14 protein-coding genes, 1 tRNA gene and 1 pseudogene are annotated in these 12,442 nt (G+C 54.1%); all 16 read left to right on the plus strand.

Annotated elements, in window-relative coordinates:
- Nucleotides 1–209: 209 nt before the first annotated feature.
- The 16 genes and pseudogenes from ACTQ05_RS06405 (at nucleotide 210) to ACTQ05_RS06480 (ending at nucleotide 12,058) form a co-directional block, all read left to right on the plus strand.
- Nucleotides 210–1,469: a nucleotide sugar dehydrogenase gene (locus ACTQ05_RS06405; protein ID WP_441538419.1), complete on the plus strand. Its 1,260-nt coding sequence runs from the start codon at nucleotides 210–212 to the stop codon at nucleotides 1,467–1,469.
- 261 nt (nucleotides 1,470–1,730) lie between these two features.
- Nucleotides 1,731–2,405: a hypothetical protein gene (locus ACTQ05_RS06410; protein ID WP_441538420.1), complete on the plus strand. Its 675-nt coding sequence runs from the start codon at nucleotides 1,731–1,733 to the stop codon at nucleotides 2,403–2,405.
- Nucleotides 2,406–2,661: 256 nt separating this feature from the next.
- On the plus strand, nucleotides 2,662–3,750 hold the full coding sequence (locus ACTQ05_RS06415) for a hypothetical protein (RefSeq protein WP_441538422.1): 1,089 nt from the start codon (nucleotides 2,662–2,664) through the stop codon (nucleotides 3,748–3,750).
- 267 nt (nucleotides 3,751–4,017) lie between these two features.
- Nucleotides 4,018–5,313 (plus strand): AAA family ATPase, encoded by a 1,296-nt coding sequence (locus ACTQ05_RS06420; RefSeq protein ID WP_441538424.1) that lies wholly within the window; start codon nucleotides 4,018–4,020, stop codon nucleotides 5,311–5,313.
- Nucleotides 5,306–5,983 carry an RloB family protein gene (locus ACTQ05_RS06425; protein ID WP_441538426.1) on the plus strand — a complete coding sequence of 226 codons (678 nt, stop codon included), beginning with the start codon at nucleotides 5,306–5,308 and terminating at the stop codon, nucleotides 5,981–5,983. Before ACTQ05_RS06420 ends, ACTQ05_RS06425 begins: the two co-directional genes overlap by 8 nt.
- Nucleotides 5,984–6,136: 153 nt before the next feature.
- Nucleotides 6,137–6,436: a nucleotidyltransferase family protein gene (locus ACTQ05_RS06430; protein WP_441538427.1), complete on the plus strand. Its 300-nt coding sequence runs from the start codon at nucleotides 6,137–6,139 to the stop codon at nucleotides 6,434–6,436.
- Nucleotides 6,423–6,611: a hypothetical protein gene (locus tag ACTQ05_RS06435; RefSeq protein ID WP_441538428.1), complete on the plus strand. Its 189-nt coding sequence runs from the start codon at nucleotides 6,423–6,425 to the stop codon at nucleotides 6,609–6,611. Before ACTQ05_RS06430 ends, ACTQ05_RS06435 begins: the two co-directional genes overlap by 14 nt.
- Before the next feature lie 389 nt (nucleotides 6,612–7,000).
- Nucleotides 7,001–7,279, plus strand: a complete 279-nt coding sequence (locus ACTQ05_RS06440; protein WP_441538430.1) for a hypothetical protein — start codon at nucleotides 7,001–7,003, stop codon at nucleotides 7,277–7,279.
- 68 nt (nucleotides 7,280–7,347) lie between these two features.
- Complete coding sequence (locus ACTQ05_RS06445; RefSeq protein ID WP_441538432.1) at nucleotides 7,348–7,608, plus strand: nucleotidyltransferase family protein; 261 nt, start codon at nucleotides 7,348–7,350, stop codon at nucleotides 7,606–7,608.
- Nucleotides 7,609–7,804: 196 nt separating this feature from the next.
- On the plus strand, nucleotides 7,805–8,473 hold the full coding sequence (locus ACTQ05_RS06450) for a DUF3990 domain-containing protein (RefSeq protein ID WP_441538434.1): 669 nt from the start codon (nucleotides 7,805–7,807) through the stop codon (nucleotides 8,471–8,473).
- Nucleotides 8,454–9,143: a helix-turn-helix transcriptional regulator gene (locus tag ACTQ05_RS06455; RefSeq protein ID WP_441538436.1), complete on the plus strand. Its 690-nt coding sequence runs from the start codon at nucleotides 8,454–8,456 to the stop codon at nucleotides 9,141–9,143. Before ACTQ05_RS06450 ends, ACTQ05_RS06455 begins: the two co-directional genes overlap by 20 nt.
- 11 nt (nucleotides 9,144–9,154) lie before the next feature.
- Nucleotides 9,155–9,340, plus strand: a complete 186-nt coding sequence (locus tag ACTQ05_RS06460; protein WP_441538437.1) for a hypothetical protein — start codon at nucleotides 9,155–9,157, stop codon at nucleotides 9,338–9,340.
- Nucleotides 9,340–9,852, plus strand: coding sequence for a Fic family protein (locus tag ACTQ05_RS06465; RefSeq protein ID WP_441538438.1), 513 nt, complete (start codon nucleotides 9,340–9,342; stop codon nucleotides 9,850–9,852). The genes ACTQ05_RS06460 and ACTQ05_RS06465 overlap by 1 nt, the downstream gene beginning before the upstream one ends.
- 251 nt (nucleotides 9,853–10,103) lie before the next feature.
- Nucleotides 10,104–10,304 (plus strand): annotated as a pseudogene (locus tag ACTQ05_RS06470) (DUF3825 domain-containing protein); the annotation flags it as partial.
- A 138-nt stretch (nucleotides 10,305–10,442) separates the two neighbouring features.
- Nucleotides 10,443–10,517 (plus strand) — tRNA-Val (locus ACTQ05_RS06475).
- Between the two features lie 383 nt (nucleotides 10,518–10,900).
- Entirely contained in the window at nucleotides 10,901–12,058 is a 1,158-nt protein-coding gene (locus ACTQ05_RS06480) for a hypothetical protein (RefSeq protein ID WP_441538440.1), read from the plus strand.
- Nucleotides 12,059–12,442: the final 384 nt, after the last annotated feature.

A 12,442-nucleotide genomic window follows, 5' to 3' on the forward strand; every position in this document is an offset into this window, starting at 1 on the left:
GTTATTTTGAACGTTTAATTGTCCTGATACGTTTGGATGCATTATGAAGTTGATCCTCTAATTTGAGCTATTTCATTTAGTAGAGGGGTTTAATTTTGAGACTTTTAAGTACTATCCAGGCTTTTTAATATAGTCAAACATAGGTTAATGCTAACCACTATTTTGCGAATTAATTTGAGTATTTAGTTCTTTGACAATTGGAGAATGACATGAAGATCGCTGTCGCCGGTACCGGCTACGTCGGCCTGTCCCTCGCCGTCTTGCTCTCGCAGCACAACGAGGTGCGCGCACTGGACATCGTGCCCGAGAAGGTCGAGAAGATAAACAGCTACGTATCGCCCATCCAGGACGACGAGATCGAGCGCTTCCTGGCGGAGGCCAAGGCGGGGGAGCGCGAGCTCGACCTGCATGCCACCGTCGACGTTGCAGAGGCATACACGGGCGCCGACTACGCCGTCATCGCCACGCCCACCAACTACGATTCCGATAAGAATTTCTTTGATACTTCCTCCGTCGAGGCCGCCATCGCCGCCGTTCGCTCGGTGAACCCGGACGCCTGGATCGTCATCAAATCGACCATCCCCGTCGGCTACACCGCGGGCCTTTGCGAGAGGCTGGGCGACAGCAAGATCTTCTTCAGCCCGGAGTTCCTGCGCGAGAGCAGGGCGCTCTACGACAACCTGCACCCCAGCCGAATCGTGGTGGGCGCGCCGAAGGAAGACGCTGACGCCGTCGCGGCTGCCGAGCGCTTCGCGCGCTTGCTTGCCCAAGGGGCGGACTCCGCCGAGTTGGAGCGTGTGAACGCCGACGGAACTATCGGCATCCCGGAGCTCGTGCTGGGCACCACCGAGGCCGAGGCCGTAAAGCTCTTCGCCAACACATACCTGGCGCTGCGTGTGGCCTACTTCAACGAGCTCGACACCTACTGTGAGGTCCGCGGCCTCAACACCCGCGACGTCATCGACGGCGTGTGCCTGGAGCCGCGCATCGGCAGCCACTACAACAACCCCAGCTTCGGCTACGGCGGCTACTGCCTGCCCAAGGACACCAAGCAGCTGCTGGCCAACTACAAGGACGTGCCCCAGAACCTAATCGAGGCCATCGTGGAGGCCAACCGCACCCGCAAGGACTTCGTGGCAGACGAGGTGCTGCAGATGGTGTGGGACCGCGTGTACGCCGGCAAGGAGAAGCCGGTCGTCGGCGTGTACCGCCTGACGATGAAGTCGAACTCCGACAACTTCCGCGCGAGCTCCATCCAGGGCGTCATGAAGCGCGTGAAGGCTAAGGGCGTGCCCGTGGTGGTCTACGAGCCCACGCTGGACGCGCCGGAGTTCTTCGGGTCCGAGGTGACCCACGACCTGGAGGCCTTCAAGGCCGGCAGCGACGTGATCGTCGCCAACCGCTGGAGCGACGAGCTCGCGGACGTTGCGGACAAGGTGTACACGAGGGATCTGTTTAAGAGGGATTAGGGGAGAGGATTCTCAACCGCGATTTTAGCCTTATCTATGAGTCGCATTGTCAAGAAAGAGGTCATATCGGCTAACGCCGATATGACCTCTTTTGGTATAAGACTGATTCCTTTTGCAGCTGGTGACCGATGCGTTGTATATAGCACGTTACGCAACGAACTCCATTTTCCCTGCATTTAGCCTTGAGCATCAAGAACGGAGCATCGCCCGTGCTGCAATCGACTGCGTCGGGCCTCTTGATCCAGTCCGACAGGCTTCCTCATGCGGGGCTTTCCTGAAGATTTACTCGGTGTCCTTGCAAAAGAATCGTATGCAATACCGAGAGGCGCAGGCTACTGTAATGTGTGCTGCTTTTCGTGTGTCCTCATTAAGCAAGTAGATACGAGAGTCGACTTAATTGAATTGCCCGATCCGGGCCTTGACCTTGGTTCATGGATTGTTGTTATTGACAATCCCTGTGAACTTATATCTAGGCTTAGGACAGCCGTTCTGCAATTGGGTTATGACTTTGTAGCTGCTCCGGTTGAATATAGAGATAGCGTTCAGTTGAATACCTCTGAAGTTGTTAAATCAACAATGGATTTAAAATCTCATAATCCATTACCTGCTTATATGGTTTTTCCAAATGGGATTCCACATTTTAATGCAGGAGTGTTTGTAAAGAATGTTCGTTTTGCAAACCAAGCTGAATGGCGTATCGCCGTTAATAGGAATGAACGCTCATATGAGCCTCTAATTCTTAAACTTGGCGATCTAACTGATATCGCTCATTTGACTAGGAGAACGGAGCTTGCTGAAGATTTGCAACGGGTGCGCGGTTGTTCGGTTCCCTATTTGACTCGGGGGTGCTTTGGAACGAAGACTTCTCAAGAACTATCTCAGGATCTCTTTAAGTTGGGAAATGAGGAGGTCTTTATTACGCTGACGATTGGATAGCGCACAATAAGCGAGGATAGAGGTAATGGACTGGTGACCGCTCTTTGTTAAATAGACGCTAGGGGGTCGCCCCTACACCAACATTTTCGGCACGAATGCCTTTCACCGACTGGCAAAACGATTTACACCTAATTTTGGGAGCCGATCACAGGTTTCCTTCTTCGCCCGATATCTGATCTCGCTACACTAATAGCTGCTGCTACCAGGTGGTTTTCTGGCGCGGCTTCCATTGGCTCTTGCGAAGATCGGAGCGGTTATGTTTGCTGCCGCGTTCCACACTAGCCGTCACTACATCCTGTTTACTGTCATGGCCTGCCTATGCGTTTTGCTGGGCGGGCCTTCTTATGCCGCGGGCGCGGACAGCCTGTTCATCGCGGGCGCCACGTACTACGAGCCGGGCATATCGGGCCCCGGTTGGGCCTGGACCGATGCCGGCCACCTGGAACTTAACGGATACACAGGCGAGGCTATCGGCGCCAAAGGCGACCTGGTGGTGACGCTGACCGGGCAGAACACTGTTGTCGAGACGAGCGCGCCCGACGTGGACATCTCGCGTTGCGGCATGGAGGTGTGGGGCGATCTGACGCTCGGCGGCGCCGGATCGCTGGTGGCCACGGGCTCGCAGTGCGGGATCTACGTGTCGGGGACGCTCGCGGTGGACGGCTGCAAGGTTGACGCGCGGGCCGACGGCGCCGGCATCGCGGATGATGCACGGGTGGCCGGCGTGATCGCGGACGGTCTTGCCGTTCGCGGCGCCGGGCGCGTTGTCGCCGCGGGCGCGGGCTCCGGGGCGGGCGTGCGCGCCTATGGTGTGTGTCTGCTGGGCGGGGCTGCCGGCGGCGGCGCGGCCGGGCAGCTTTTCGTCGATGCGTCCTGGCTGGATGCTTCGGGCGCCGAAGGCGGCGTCGCCTGCCTGGGCGGGTCGCTTGCATCCGCGCGCTTTGTGGCACCTGCGGGCGGGGCTTTTGGCGCAGGCGGCGTGGTGGATGCCGACGGGCCCGCGGCGCGTGTGACGATCGAGCCCGTGGATACCACGGCGCCGGCGGGGGAGACCGGCGGGCCCGATGTGCCGGGCGATGGCCCGTCCGCCCCTGGCACCGACCCCGCTACCGGCGAGCCCGCTGCAGATCCGTCGACGAATCCCACACAAAAGCCCGCGGCCGCGACTAAGACGGTGACCACGACCACAGTGGCCAACACCACGGCCGCCAAGGTTTCTAGGCCGAAGGCCGCCACCGTGACCTCCTCGTCGCTTCCCAAAACCAGCGACACAAATTGGATCGCCGTGTCCGCATTGCTGTTCGTGCTGGGAACAGCGGTTCTTAAAGCTGCACGCCGTTGCTGATGCTCCCGATTTCCGGAAGTGTTGTCATCGCCGCCGAACTTTTCAATGCAGCCCTAGCGGGCAAGGGCGTGTCAGATAATTCAGCCTTAGATTATGCAACGGTATCGAAGGTGGTTACCGGACTTAAGAGTCCAATATCAATGCAATTGGAGTTTCAAGGCAAATATTTGTCCAAAATAAACAAATATTGCTTTTAAAAGCATATAATTCTTATTGTTCTTCCGGTGTGCCTGTGGTAAGCGAACAATATCTAGAAAGATTCCGACAATGATCCTCAATTTTTCTTTTAAGAATTACCTCAGTTTTCGAGATGCCCAGCAATTTTCATTTGAACCGATTTCCAGTAAAAAAGAGTTTGGTCCCGTTCGCGTAGCTGCAGTGTACGGCGCCAATGCCTCTGGTAAATCAAATTTCTTAGACGCCCTGAGTTTTGTCTCTTACTTTGTTCGCACAAGCTACGCAGCGGGCGATGTGAAGTCTCAAATACCCATCGTCCCCTTTTTACTTGACTCGGAATCGCGAACAAATGACACAGAATTCTCGATAGATTTTATCGCCAACAACTTAAAGTATGAATTTTCATTTGGTGTAAACAAAAATGAGGTTACATACGAGAATCTCACCGTGTATCGATCAAAACAGCCGTCCCTTCTCTATGACCGCTCATCGATAAACGGGGAACAGTCAATTAAATTTGGTAGCACCTTTACAGGTGCCAAAAAACAACTTTGGGATATCACGCGCAATAATTCTTTGTTCTTATCTGCCGCCGCGGCGGCTGGAAGCGATGTAATTCAACCCGCATTCGCAGCTCTTGCAAATGACATCAATCTTTATGATGCAACGCATTATCTAGCAGAGCTCGCCACCATAAAAAAGCTGTTTATCAACGATGACGCACGAGCTCACATGCTATCTCAGCTCATTAAATATGCTGACATCGGAATTGACGGCATGGATGTCCGTCAAGCGGAAGGCGCCATGAGTTTAAAAGACTCGCTCGTTGGACTCGATGAGATTCCGGAAGAGGCACGTAATAAAATTGCAGAAGACTTTAAATGGTCGTTCGCTTATGACCTGTTCTTCCACCACAAAGGCTCGGGAGATGGCTTTTGGCTGGACTCCGCCCATGAATCGGAGGGTACAAAAGCTGCGCTGGCGTTTTTCTCGGTAGCATTACGCTCTTTAAGCGGCGGGGCCACAACAGTAATTGACGAGCTTGATTCGAGTCTTCATCCTACGCTCCTGCGCGACTTCGTCTCACTGTTCGCCGATCCCGACACAAATCCAAATGGCGCGCAGCTAATCTTCTCAACCCATGATGTCACCTTGATGACGCGAACCAGCCCCATGGAAGAGGTGCTCGAACGTGACCAGGTCTGGTTTGTGGAAAAGGACTCTGAAGGTACTTCGCAATTAATTGCCGCGATGGAGTATTCCCCTCGCGCAAATGAGAATCTGGGGCGCAATTACTTAAACGGTGTCTATGTGCCGCTGCCCAACCCAAGTTTTCATCAACTTGTGGCCCAACTCATGAAGGAGGGCGCTGATATAAATGGCTAAGGCAGAAAGGAGAGGGCTTGCTCTTGGCCGCAAAAAGCAAACAAGAGCCAAAAGAAAGCGCCACTTAATTGTGTCCAATGGCAAGGTGACCGAAACCGAATACTTCAACCACTTAATCAGTGAGATGGACGTTCGCGGAAGCGTGCGGTATCGGCATATAGACGGAGATCCCTTGAAGGTGGCCAAGCAGCTGTCGCGAGAGCTCGAGAATGATAAAAAGGCAGTTAAAATAGGTGAAATCGAAGCATTGAGTTCCGCATGGATTGTTGTCGATTCGGATGAGTTCAGAAACCTAGCCGTGGCAGAACGAGAAGCAAAGGCCAAAGGTGTAAGGCTTGCAATCTCTAATCCATGCTTTGAAGTGTGGCTCATCGATCATGTGTCACCATGCCCGGAAACTTTTGCATCGACTCCCCAATGTGAGAAAAGGGCGCGCAACCTTGGTGTATTAAAGACCACCGACCCCAACAGGTCGTCTGCGTCTAAGTTCAAGTCTGTAAATCTAGAAATGATTGATGGCAAAAAGGACCAGGCTTTGGCCAATGCCGCAAAGCACAATACCGATGATAAACGCCGCGCAAGAGAAGCAAATCCGGACAACGTTGCCGCCTATCAGGTATGGACAGATTTGCCTGATCTTGTAGATGATGTATTTGGGTCGGGCCAATAGTGTGATTATCCCGTGCTACGGCCAGTCACACTATTTCCCAAGAACCTCAGGTCAAATTCCCCATACATTTTCGAGCTTGCCGAACGCCATAAAGTTGGACCGGCGGTTTCGGCGCTGGTCCCCTGATGTTTTACCGTTGAGCGGCAATTATCCATGATCTCGCCTACCGACATATCCACTGCGGTCTCCCGCGTGCTGGCTCGCTACGACGTCCGCGAGGCATATCTGTTTGGCTCGTTCGCCCGAGGCGAGCAAACGCCAGAAAGCGATATTGACTTGCGTCTAGCCTGCGGCGCCACGATGACGTTTGGCGCGCTATATGTACTTTCACTTGAGCTCGAAAAGGAACTTGGGCGAAAGGTTGATATAGTCACCAACCCACCAGAGCACATGCGCCCGGCCTTCCGCAAAAATCTCGAACAGGATGAGGTGCGTCTCTATGAAGCGAAGTAAACGTGACAAGGAGCTTACAGATACCATCACGCAGCTCACTCTGCACGCCGAGCCCAACACGGAAAGCCTTGAGGCAATTCACGAGAGCGATGCGTTCTTTGCCAGGGGGAATCCCGGCCGCTTCGACAACGCCGCCGACCTAATCGATGCGGCTCTAAAAGCCCCTGAAGTGTGAGAGAAATCAATCACCGAAGAGGCGATGGTCTCGGAAGTGTCAGACTGGCGAGGTTCGTACCTCGCCATTTTTTGCACATCGGTGGTTATCGGAAATATCCCGCTGGCTAGCGTAGCCCGAACTCGTGGTGATATAGTTCCGACCAAAGCAAGGCTGACTTGGGATGGATTCAGCTGGGTTCCCGAATGGGGGTAGGTCCTTTTGACCGAGAATTCCTTTGCTCCTGGGGTCAAGCCTTGCTTTTACTTGCTGCATTCGGGTTAGTTAGAACGGCTTGCCGCCTTGGGTTAACGAGCACGGTTGCAAGGTCTTATAGGAATGCTCCAATTCACGCCGCGTTACGTCTAGGCTGCTCCTTATACTCGAATATAACCACTAAGGAGGTAGTCATGTTTTGGAGCTATGTTCAGCTTGATGATGGCACTCAATTTGCCTACTCAGAGACAAGAGAAGACGGAACCGTTCGCTTGGCCGTCGAGCGCCCGGTTGACTTTGGCTTTGACCATGCGGAATGCTTCTTGCCTGCGGTCAAATGGTTCAACGTCGAAGGATTTACTGCTGATGACCTCAATTTCTTGACTGAATTCGTTAGATCAAACGCCCCGTTTATCTTCGAGCTCGCCGAACGCCAAAAAGCCGGACCGGCGGTTTCGGCGCTGGCCCCCTGACGTTCTACTGTTAAACGCCCAATTGAGACATGGTTTCACTTGCTGACATATCATCTGCGGCCTCCCGCGTGCTGGTTCAATACGACGTCAGCGAGGCATATTTATTTGGTTCGTTTGCCCGAGGCGAGCAAACGCCTGATAGCGATATTGACTTGCGCCTAGTCTGCGGCAACACCATGACGTTCGGCACGCTTTACGAACTCTCCCATGAGCTCGAGAAGGTACTTGGGCGAAAGGTTGATATCGTCACCAACCCACCAGAGCACATGCGCCCGCCCTTCCGCAAAAGCATCGAACAGGATGAGGTGTGCATCTATGAAGTACTGTAGCAGGTAGAGGCGTCGGTGTGCTCCAGTGTGGTCGGCAAGTCTGAATTTTGCCGCATACTTCCGGATTCGGAGAGTCTTAGAAGTCAGTATTGAACTCAAACTCCGTTCCATACACCCTCTTGCACTTGAATACAGGTATCGCCCTAGCGATAGCATGCTATACTATCGCTAGGGCGATACCTGTTAGGAGACTCGCGTGGAACTGTGGCATGGTTCTCAGAAGATCATTGAGACTCCCCAGATTGGCCTGGGGAATGTCCATAACGACTATGGACAGGGATTCTATTGCACAGAGAGCCTCGACCTTGCAAGGGAATGGGCGTGCTCGCGTGATGCCGATGGCTTTGCGAATCGCTATGAACTCGATATGGCCGATCTCAACGTACTCGACCTGCTATCGCCGCAATATTCAGTTCTGCATTGGATAGCATTGCTTGTAGAGCATCGTTCATTCCGAAAGGACACCGCCGTCGCTGTGGGGGCATGCGAATACCTTCGCGATCATTTTTTGCCTGATGCTAACGCTTACGATGTGATTAGAGGGTGGCGTGCGGATGACTCGTACTTCAGCTATGCCAGGGCGTTTGTAAACAATACGATCACCATTGACCAGCTCGGTCGAGCGATGAGGCTCGGTAACCTTGGAGAACAGATTGTGCTCAAAAGCGAGCGCGCGTTTAAGAGCATTCGTTTTGCTGGATTTGAACGTGCTCCACAAGCTCTATATGGCCCATTGGCCAAGGACCGAGATGAGTTGGCAAGGGCGCAGTATCGGGAATTGCTTACCGAAAACCCGTTTGAGGGAATTCGTATCGTCGATATCGTTCGAGAGGGGATGACAGAAAATGACCCACGCCTACAGTGAGATGTATCTCGAGGATGCCATGAGAACGCTGGGCGAGGCGGTCGACTTTGCCCTCTGTGACCAAGGGCTGAGTCCTGTCGAACTAACGACAATCCTATTGAATTCTCGCGAGATGAGTCAATTCGAGCGTGGTGTGGCGCGCGTTGTCTGCGGCATGTCGGGTGACGAACTTGCGCGTGAAATAATTGCCAGTGCGGGACTGAAACCCGCAGAATGTAGGGAGAGCTATCCGCTTGATCGTTCGCCTCAGTATTGGGCGGGCTGGGTTTTGGCTTATTCGCAATGGGCGAGCAGCTTGAACTTTAACGAGCTCTTTGAAGTCGCCCCGCTTGATTGGATTATCGGTTCGTATTCCCCGCTTCACGAGGCGTCGGAAGATACATTCGCAGAGATAGTCATCGATAAATGGAACAAAGCCCAGGCAGACAAAAAGGGCCTCAAAGCGGCACGAAAGGCGGCCGGCCTAACGCAAAAACAGCTCGCCGCCCAATCGGGGGTTAAACTTCGCGCTATACAGCTCTACGAACAGAATCAGCTGGATTTGCGCCGCGCCTCGGTCTCTTCGGCATTGGCGCTCGCAAACACCCTAAACTGCGCGATCGAAGACCTCGTCTGGCAACCGGTCGCCCTGGAGTACGACTCGCGGGCCATTCCGTTCGTAAAGCTATAGAGGAGGCAGTCATGCCTTGGAACTACGTTCAACTAGATGACGGCGCCAATCACGTTGCTAAAGAAGGTCATTCAACTGCACACGAGGCAAATTCACCATCATCGATTTTGCTCGCCGGCGTCACGTCGATCGATGAAGCTATTCGACTGACCATTGAGGGCATGCCCAACGCGCTCAGGCTCTTGGAGGACTCATGATGGCGGATACGCAGCGGAGCGCTCATCCGTTCGCGCCGCTCGCGTTCAATGATGCCGGTTCGCTCGAATCTATGGCCGCGGCCGTAATGCGCCTACACAGCACGCTGATGACGGTCAGGCGCTGCTATACAACCGACGCCACAGGCGGCCGGGCCGCGCTTGAGCTTGGACGCGTCGAGTCCGTGCTTGCGGGTGCATTCTGTACGATATTCGGCCAATCGCCGGCCGACCGCTTCGCAGACATCTTTGACCAGGTCACCTACGTGGCCGAGCACATGGTCAAGGACCACATCTTTGAGGACGGTAACAAACGCACCAGCCTTGTCTTTGCGTTGTCCGTCCTAAGGTTCGCCGGCACCCCGGTCGTGCTGTCCGACAGCCCCGAGCCCAAAGACAACCAGTACTACGTCTGGATCCAAGACCTCGTATCCGGAAACCGCTCTCGCGCCGATCTCGCGGAAGAGCTTAGGCGCAATTGCGTTGTGTGTCTCGACTGCGCTTCGCCCGTATAGAATCAAACCTTCCGCACGCTGGTTACTGAATGGGTTGGACACCGCATGGAACTCCCTAGCACCCTGTGCAGCAATGTGTGTGACTTCGCGTTTTGCCCCGAGCCCTGCTACGACCGCCTGGTTGACCTCGCCGATCCCGAGGACTGGGGTCCCAGTAACCGCATCCTCAAAAACTACCTGTCGTTTTCTTTTAGCCGCGCGGTGTTCCTGACCGAGCGCGACGCGGACCAGACCGCCCCGCAGCTAGCTACACGCTCGCGGTGCCTCAGTTCTATGGTGGCCGAATCCAGCTGGTCCTGCCGCTGTGCCTGACCGGCGACAAGCCCGAGCTGGCGCTGACCATCCAGCGCGAGGACGGCTTTTACGCCGCGCGCACCTGCCTCAGACTCGACATGGCTTACAACAACGCGCGACTCATTTGCCGCCCCGAGACCTTGTGGATCAAGCGATAAAGGGTGGTTTAGCTGCGGGTTTGTCGGTTGCTTTGGTTGCTTTGGCATGACTGGCGCCCACGAATTTAAAATCGAGGGCAAAAAGTTCTTGGTAAACTACGCGCGGCTATGTTAGTATCTCTTTTGCCGAAAGGCGACGGGCGATTGGCTCAGGGGTAGAGCATATCCTTCACACGGATGGGGTCACAAGTTCGAATCTTGTATCGCCCACCATCAAAAGCACAGGTCAGAGGTGTTAAGCCTCTGGCCTTTTTCTTTTTGACACCAAGGGTGACACCAGAACTGACACCAAAATCGAATCGTAGTCGTATAAGGTGTCATTTTATATCGCGCCCTTTTTGCTGATGCCATTGCATGTTTTATATAAAACGCATGCGTATTTTCATTGAATTCCCCATCTGATTCGAGCGTAAATGTGGAGACAGGGACCACACGCCCAGAGCTCCTTCCAGCGGAATTGTATTGCACGAGGGATCTTCGGCAGAACTCGTTAAGCTATTGGTTTGCTTCCGGTACTTACCCGCATGATGGCCCAGTAGATAATCGGCCATGCCCGTGATCCGCACGGCCCGCGGCCGAAACCAGGGGAGGCGCAAATGGACGAAATCGTCTGCGCAAACACCGCATTTCGCTATTGGCGCTGCCCACCGCAGGTGCGCGATCTCTACCCGCGCCTGCCCAACTCCGAAGACGGCTGGCGAGCTCTATCCCAAGCCCCTTTCGTAACCGACGTCCTCAAGACCCCGATTATCGCTGTAGCTTCGCCAGGTTCTTGTAATCACCACTCGGGATTGCGCTCCACTATTCGCTGGGAAGGGGCATCGGAAGCCAGCGCAACAATCGACACTCATTTAGGCTTTAGTGTCACCAATCCGCTTAACACGTTATTTACTATGACACGCTTTGTGTCTCAAATAGATCTCGTGCTGGCTATGTACGAACTATGCGGCTGGTTTTCTGTTTTCGAGCCAACTCCCGCTGCCGAAATACAGCTAAAAATGGCAGAAGAGGAGAATCGCAATTCCAGCACGCAGGATCTGTTCGAACTTGGAGAAGGCGAAGACGAGGTTCCTTGGAAACGAGTTTATGCCCACGCAACCGTTAAGGTCCCAGATAATGAAGGCCAAACGAACAAGCGTGAGGATGGAAGAGAGGTTACGAAACTCAAAGGTACTTCTCTTTGGATGAGAAAGCCGCTTATCGAACTGAGCGACCTGCATCGATTCGCCGATAAGGTCAAAAGTCAAATGTGGGGAAAGCAGTTTTATGATGCCGCTCAACAGGTTATCGGCATTGCTGCATCTCCACTCGAGGTCGCGGGAGTCCTGCTCCTAAGTCGTTCTCGACGTCTAGGTGGTTCAGGTTTCAGATACGTGTACCTCAACGATTTAACCCCTCTATCCGAGGCAGCCCAAAGCATCGCAGGTCAAAAGGTCTGCTACGGCGACATCGTGATTGTAAACCCAATGCTAATGAAGGCAGTAATTATCGAGATTCAAGGTGAAGTCATCCATGGATCAGGCGCGGTACTTGACCACGATGCGGAACGTATGACTGCGCTCCAGAGCATGGGTTTCGACGTGTTCCTGGTAACCCACGATATGCTTAACGACAAAAAGCAGCTAGACACCATAGTCAAAAGCGTCTGCAGTCGTTTGGGGATTCGATATAAAGCCAAATCCGAGGCGATGAAGCGCGCCGAAACGCGACTGCGAGCAAATGTTTTGTGCAACTGGTTGGAAATCGGGAATTAGCCGGCAACGAGATACTAGAACAACCTTGTTTGCCTGCCAGTGAATTAGTGCCATTTCAAAACCATGCCGGATTACGGGGCTGGACCCGGACCGGCCGTCCATACCCTGCATTTCACGAAATTCGCAAGTCGTCTACCTGCGGTTTTGATTTTACCGATTACGGCATCCCCGAGGGTTCCCGGCCTGGCCCCGTAAAGCGGCATGGTTTTGAGATCGCCGGGTGGGCGGGAGCGCGATTGGTCCCGATAATGGGCCTGGTGCCGGCGGGATGGCCGTTGGGCGGATGGCGGCCCGCGCCGCGGAAGCGAAAAAACGGCGGTCGGCGGGACTCGAGATGTCCCAAGGGCGCCGGAGAGGGGGGGCGGCGCCCACGCCGCCCCCCCC

The organism is Collinsella sp. LCP21S3_A9 (assembly GCF_052118785.1).
GTDB lineage: Bacteria > Actinomycetota > Coriobacteriia > Coriobacteriales > Coriobacteriaceae > Collinsella.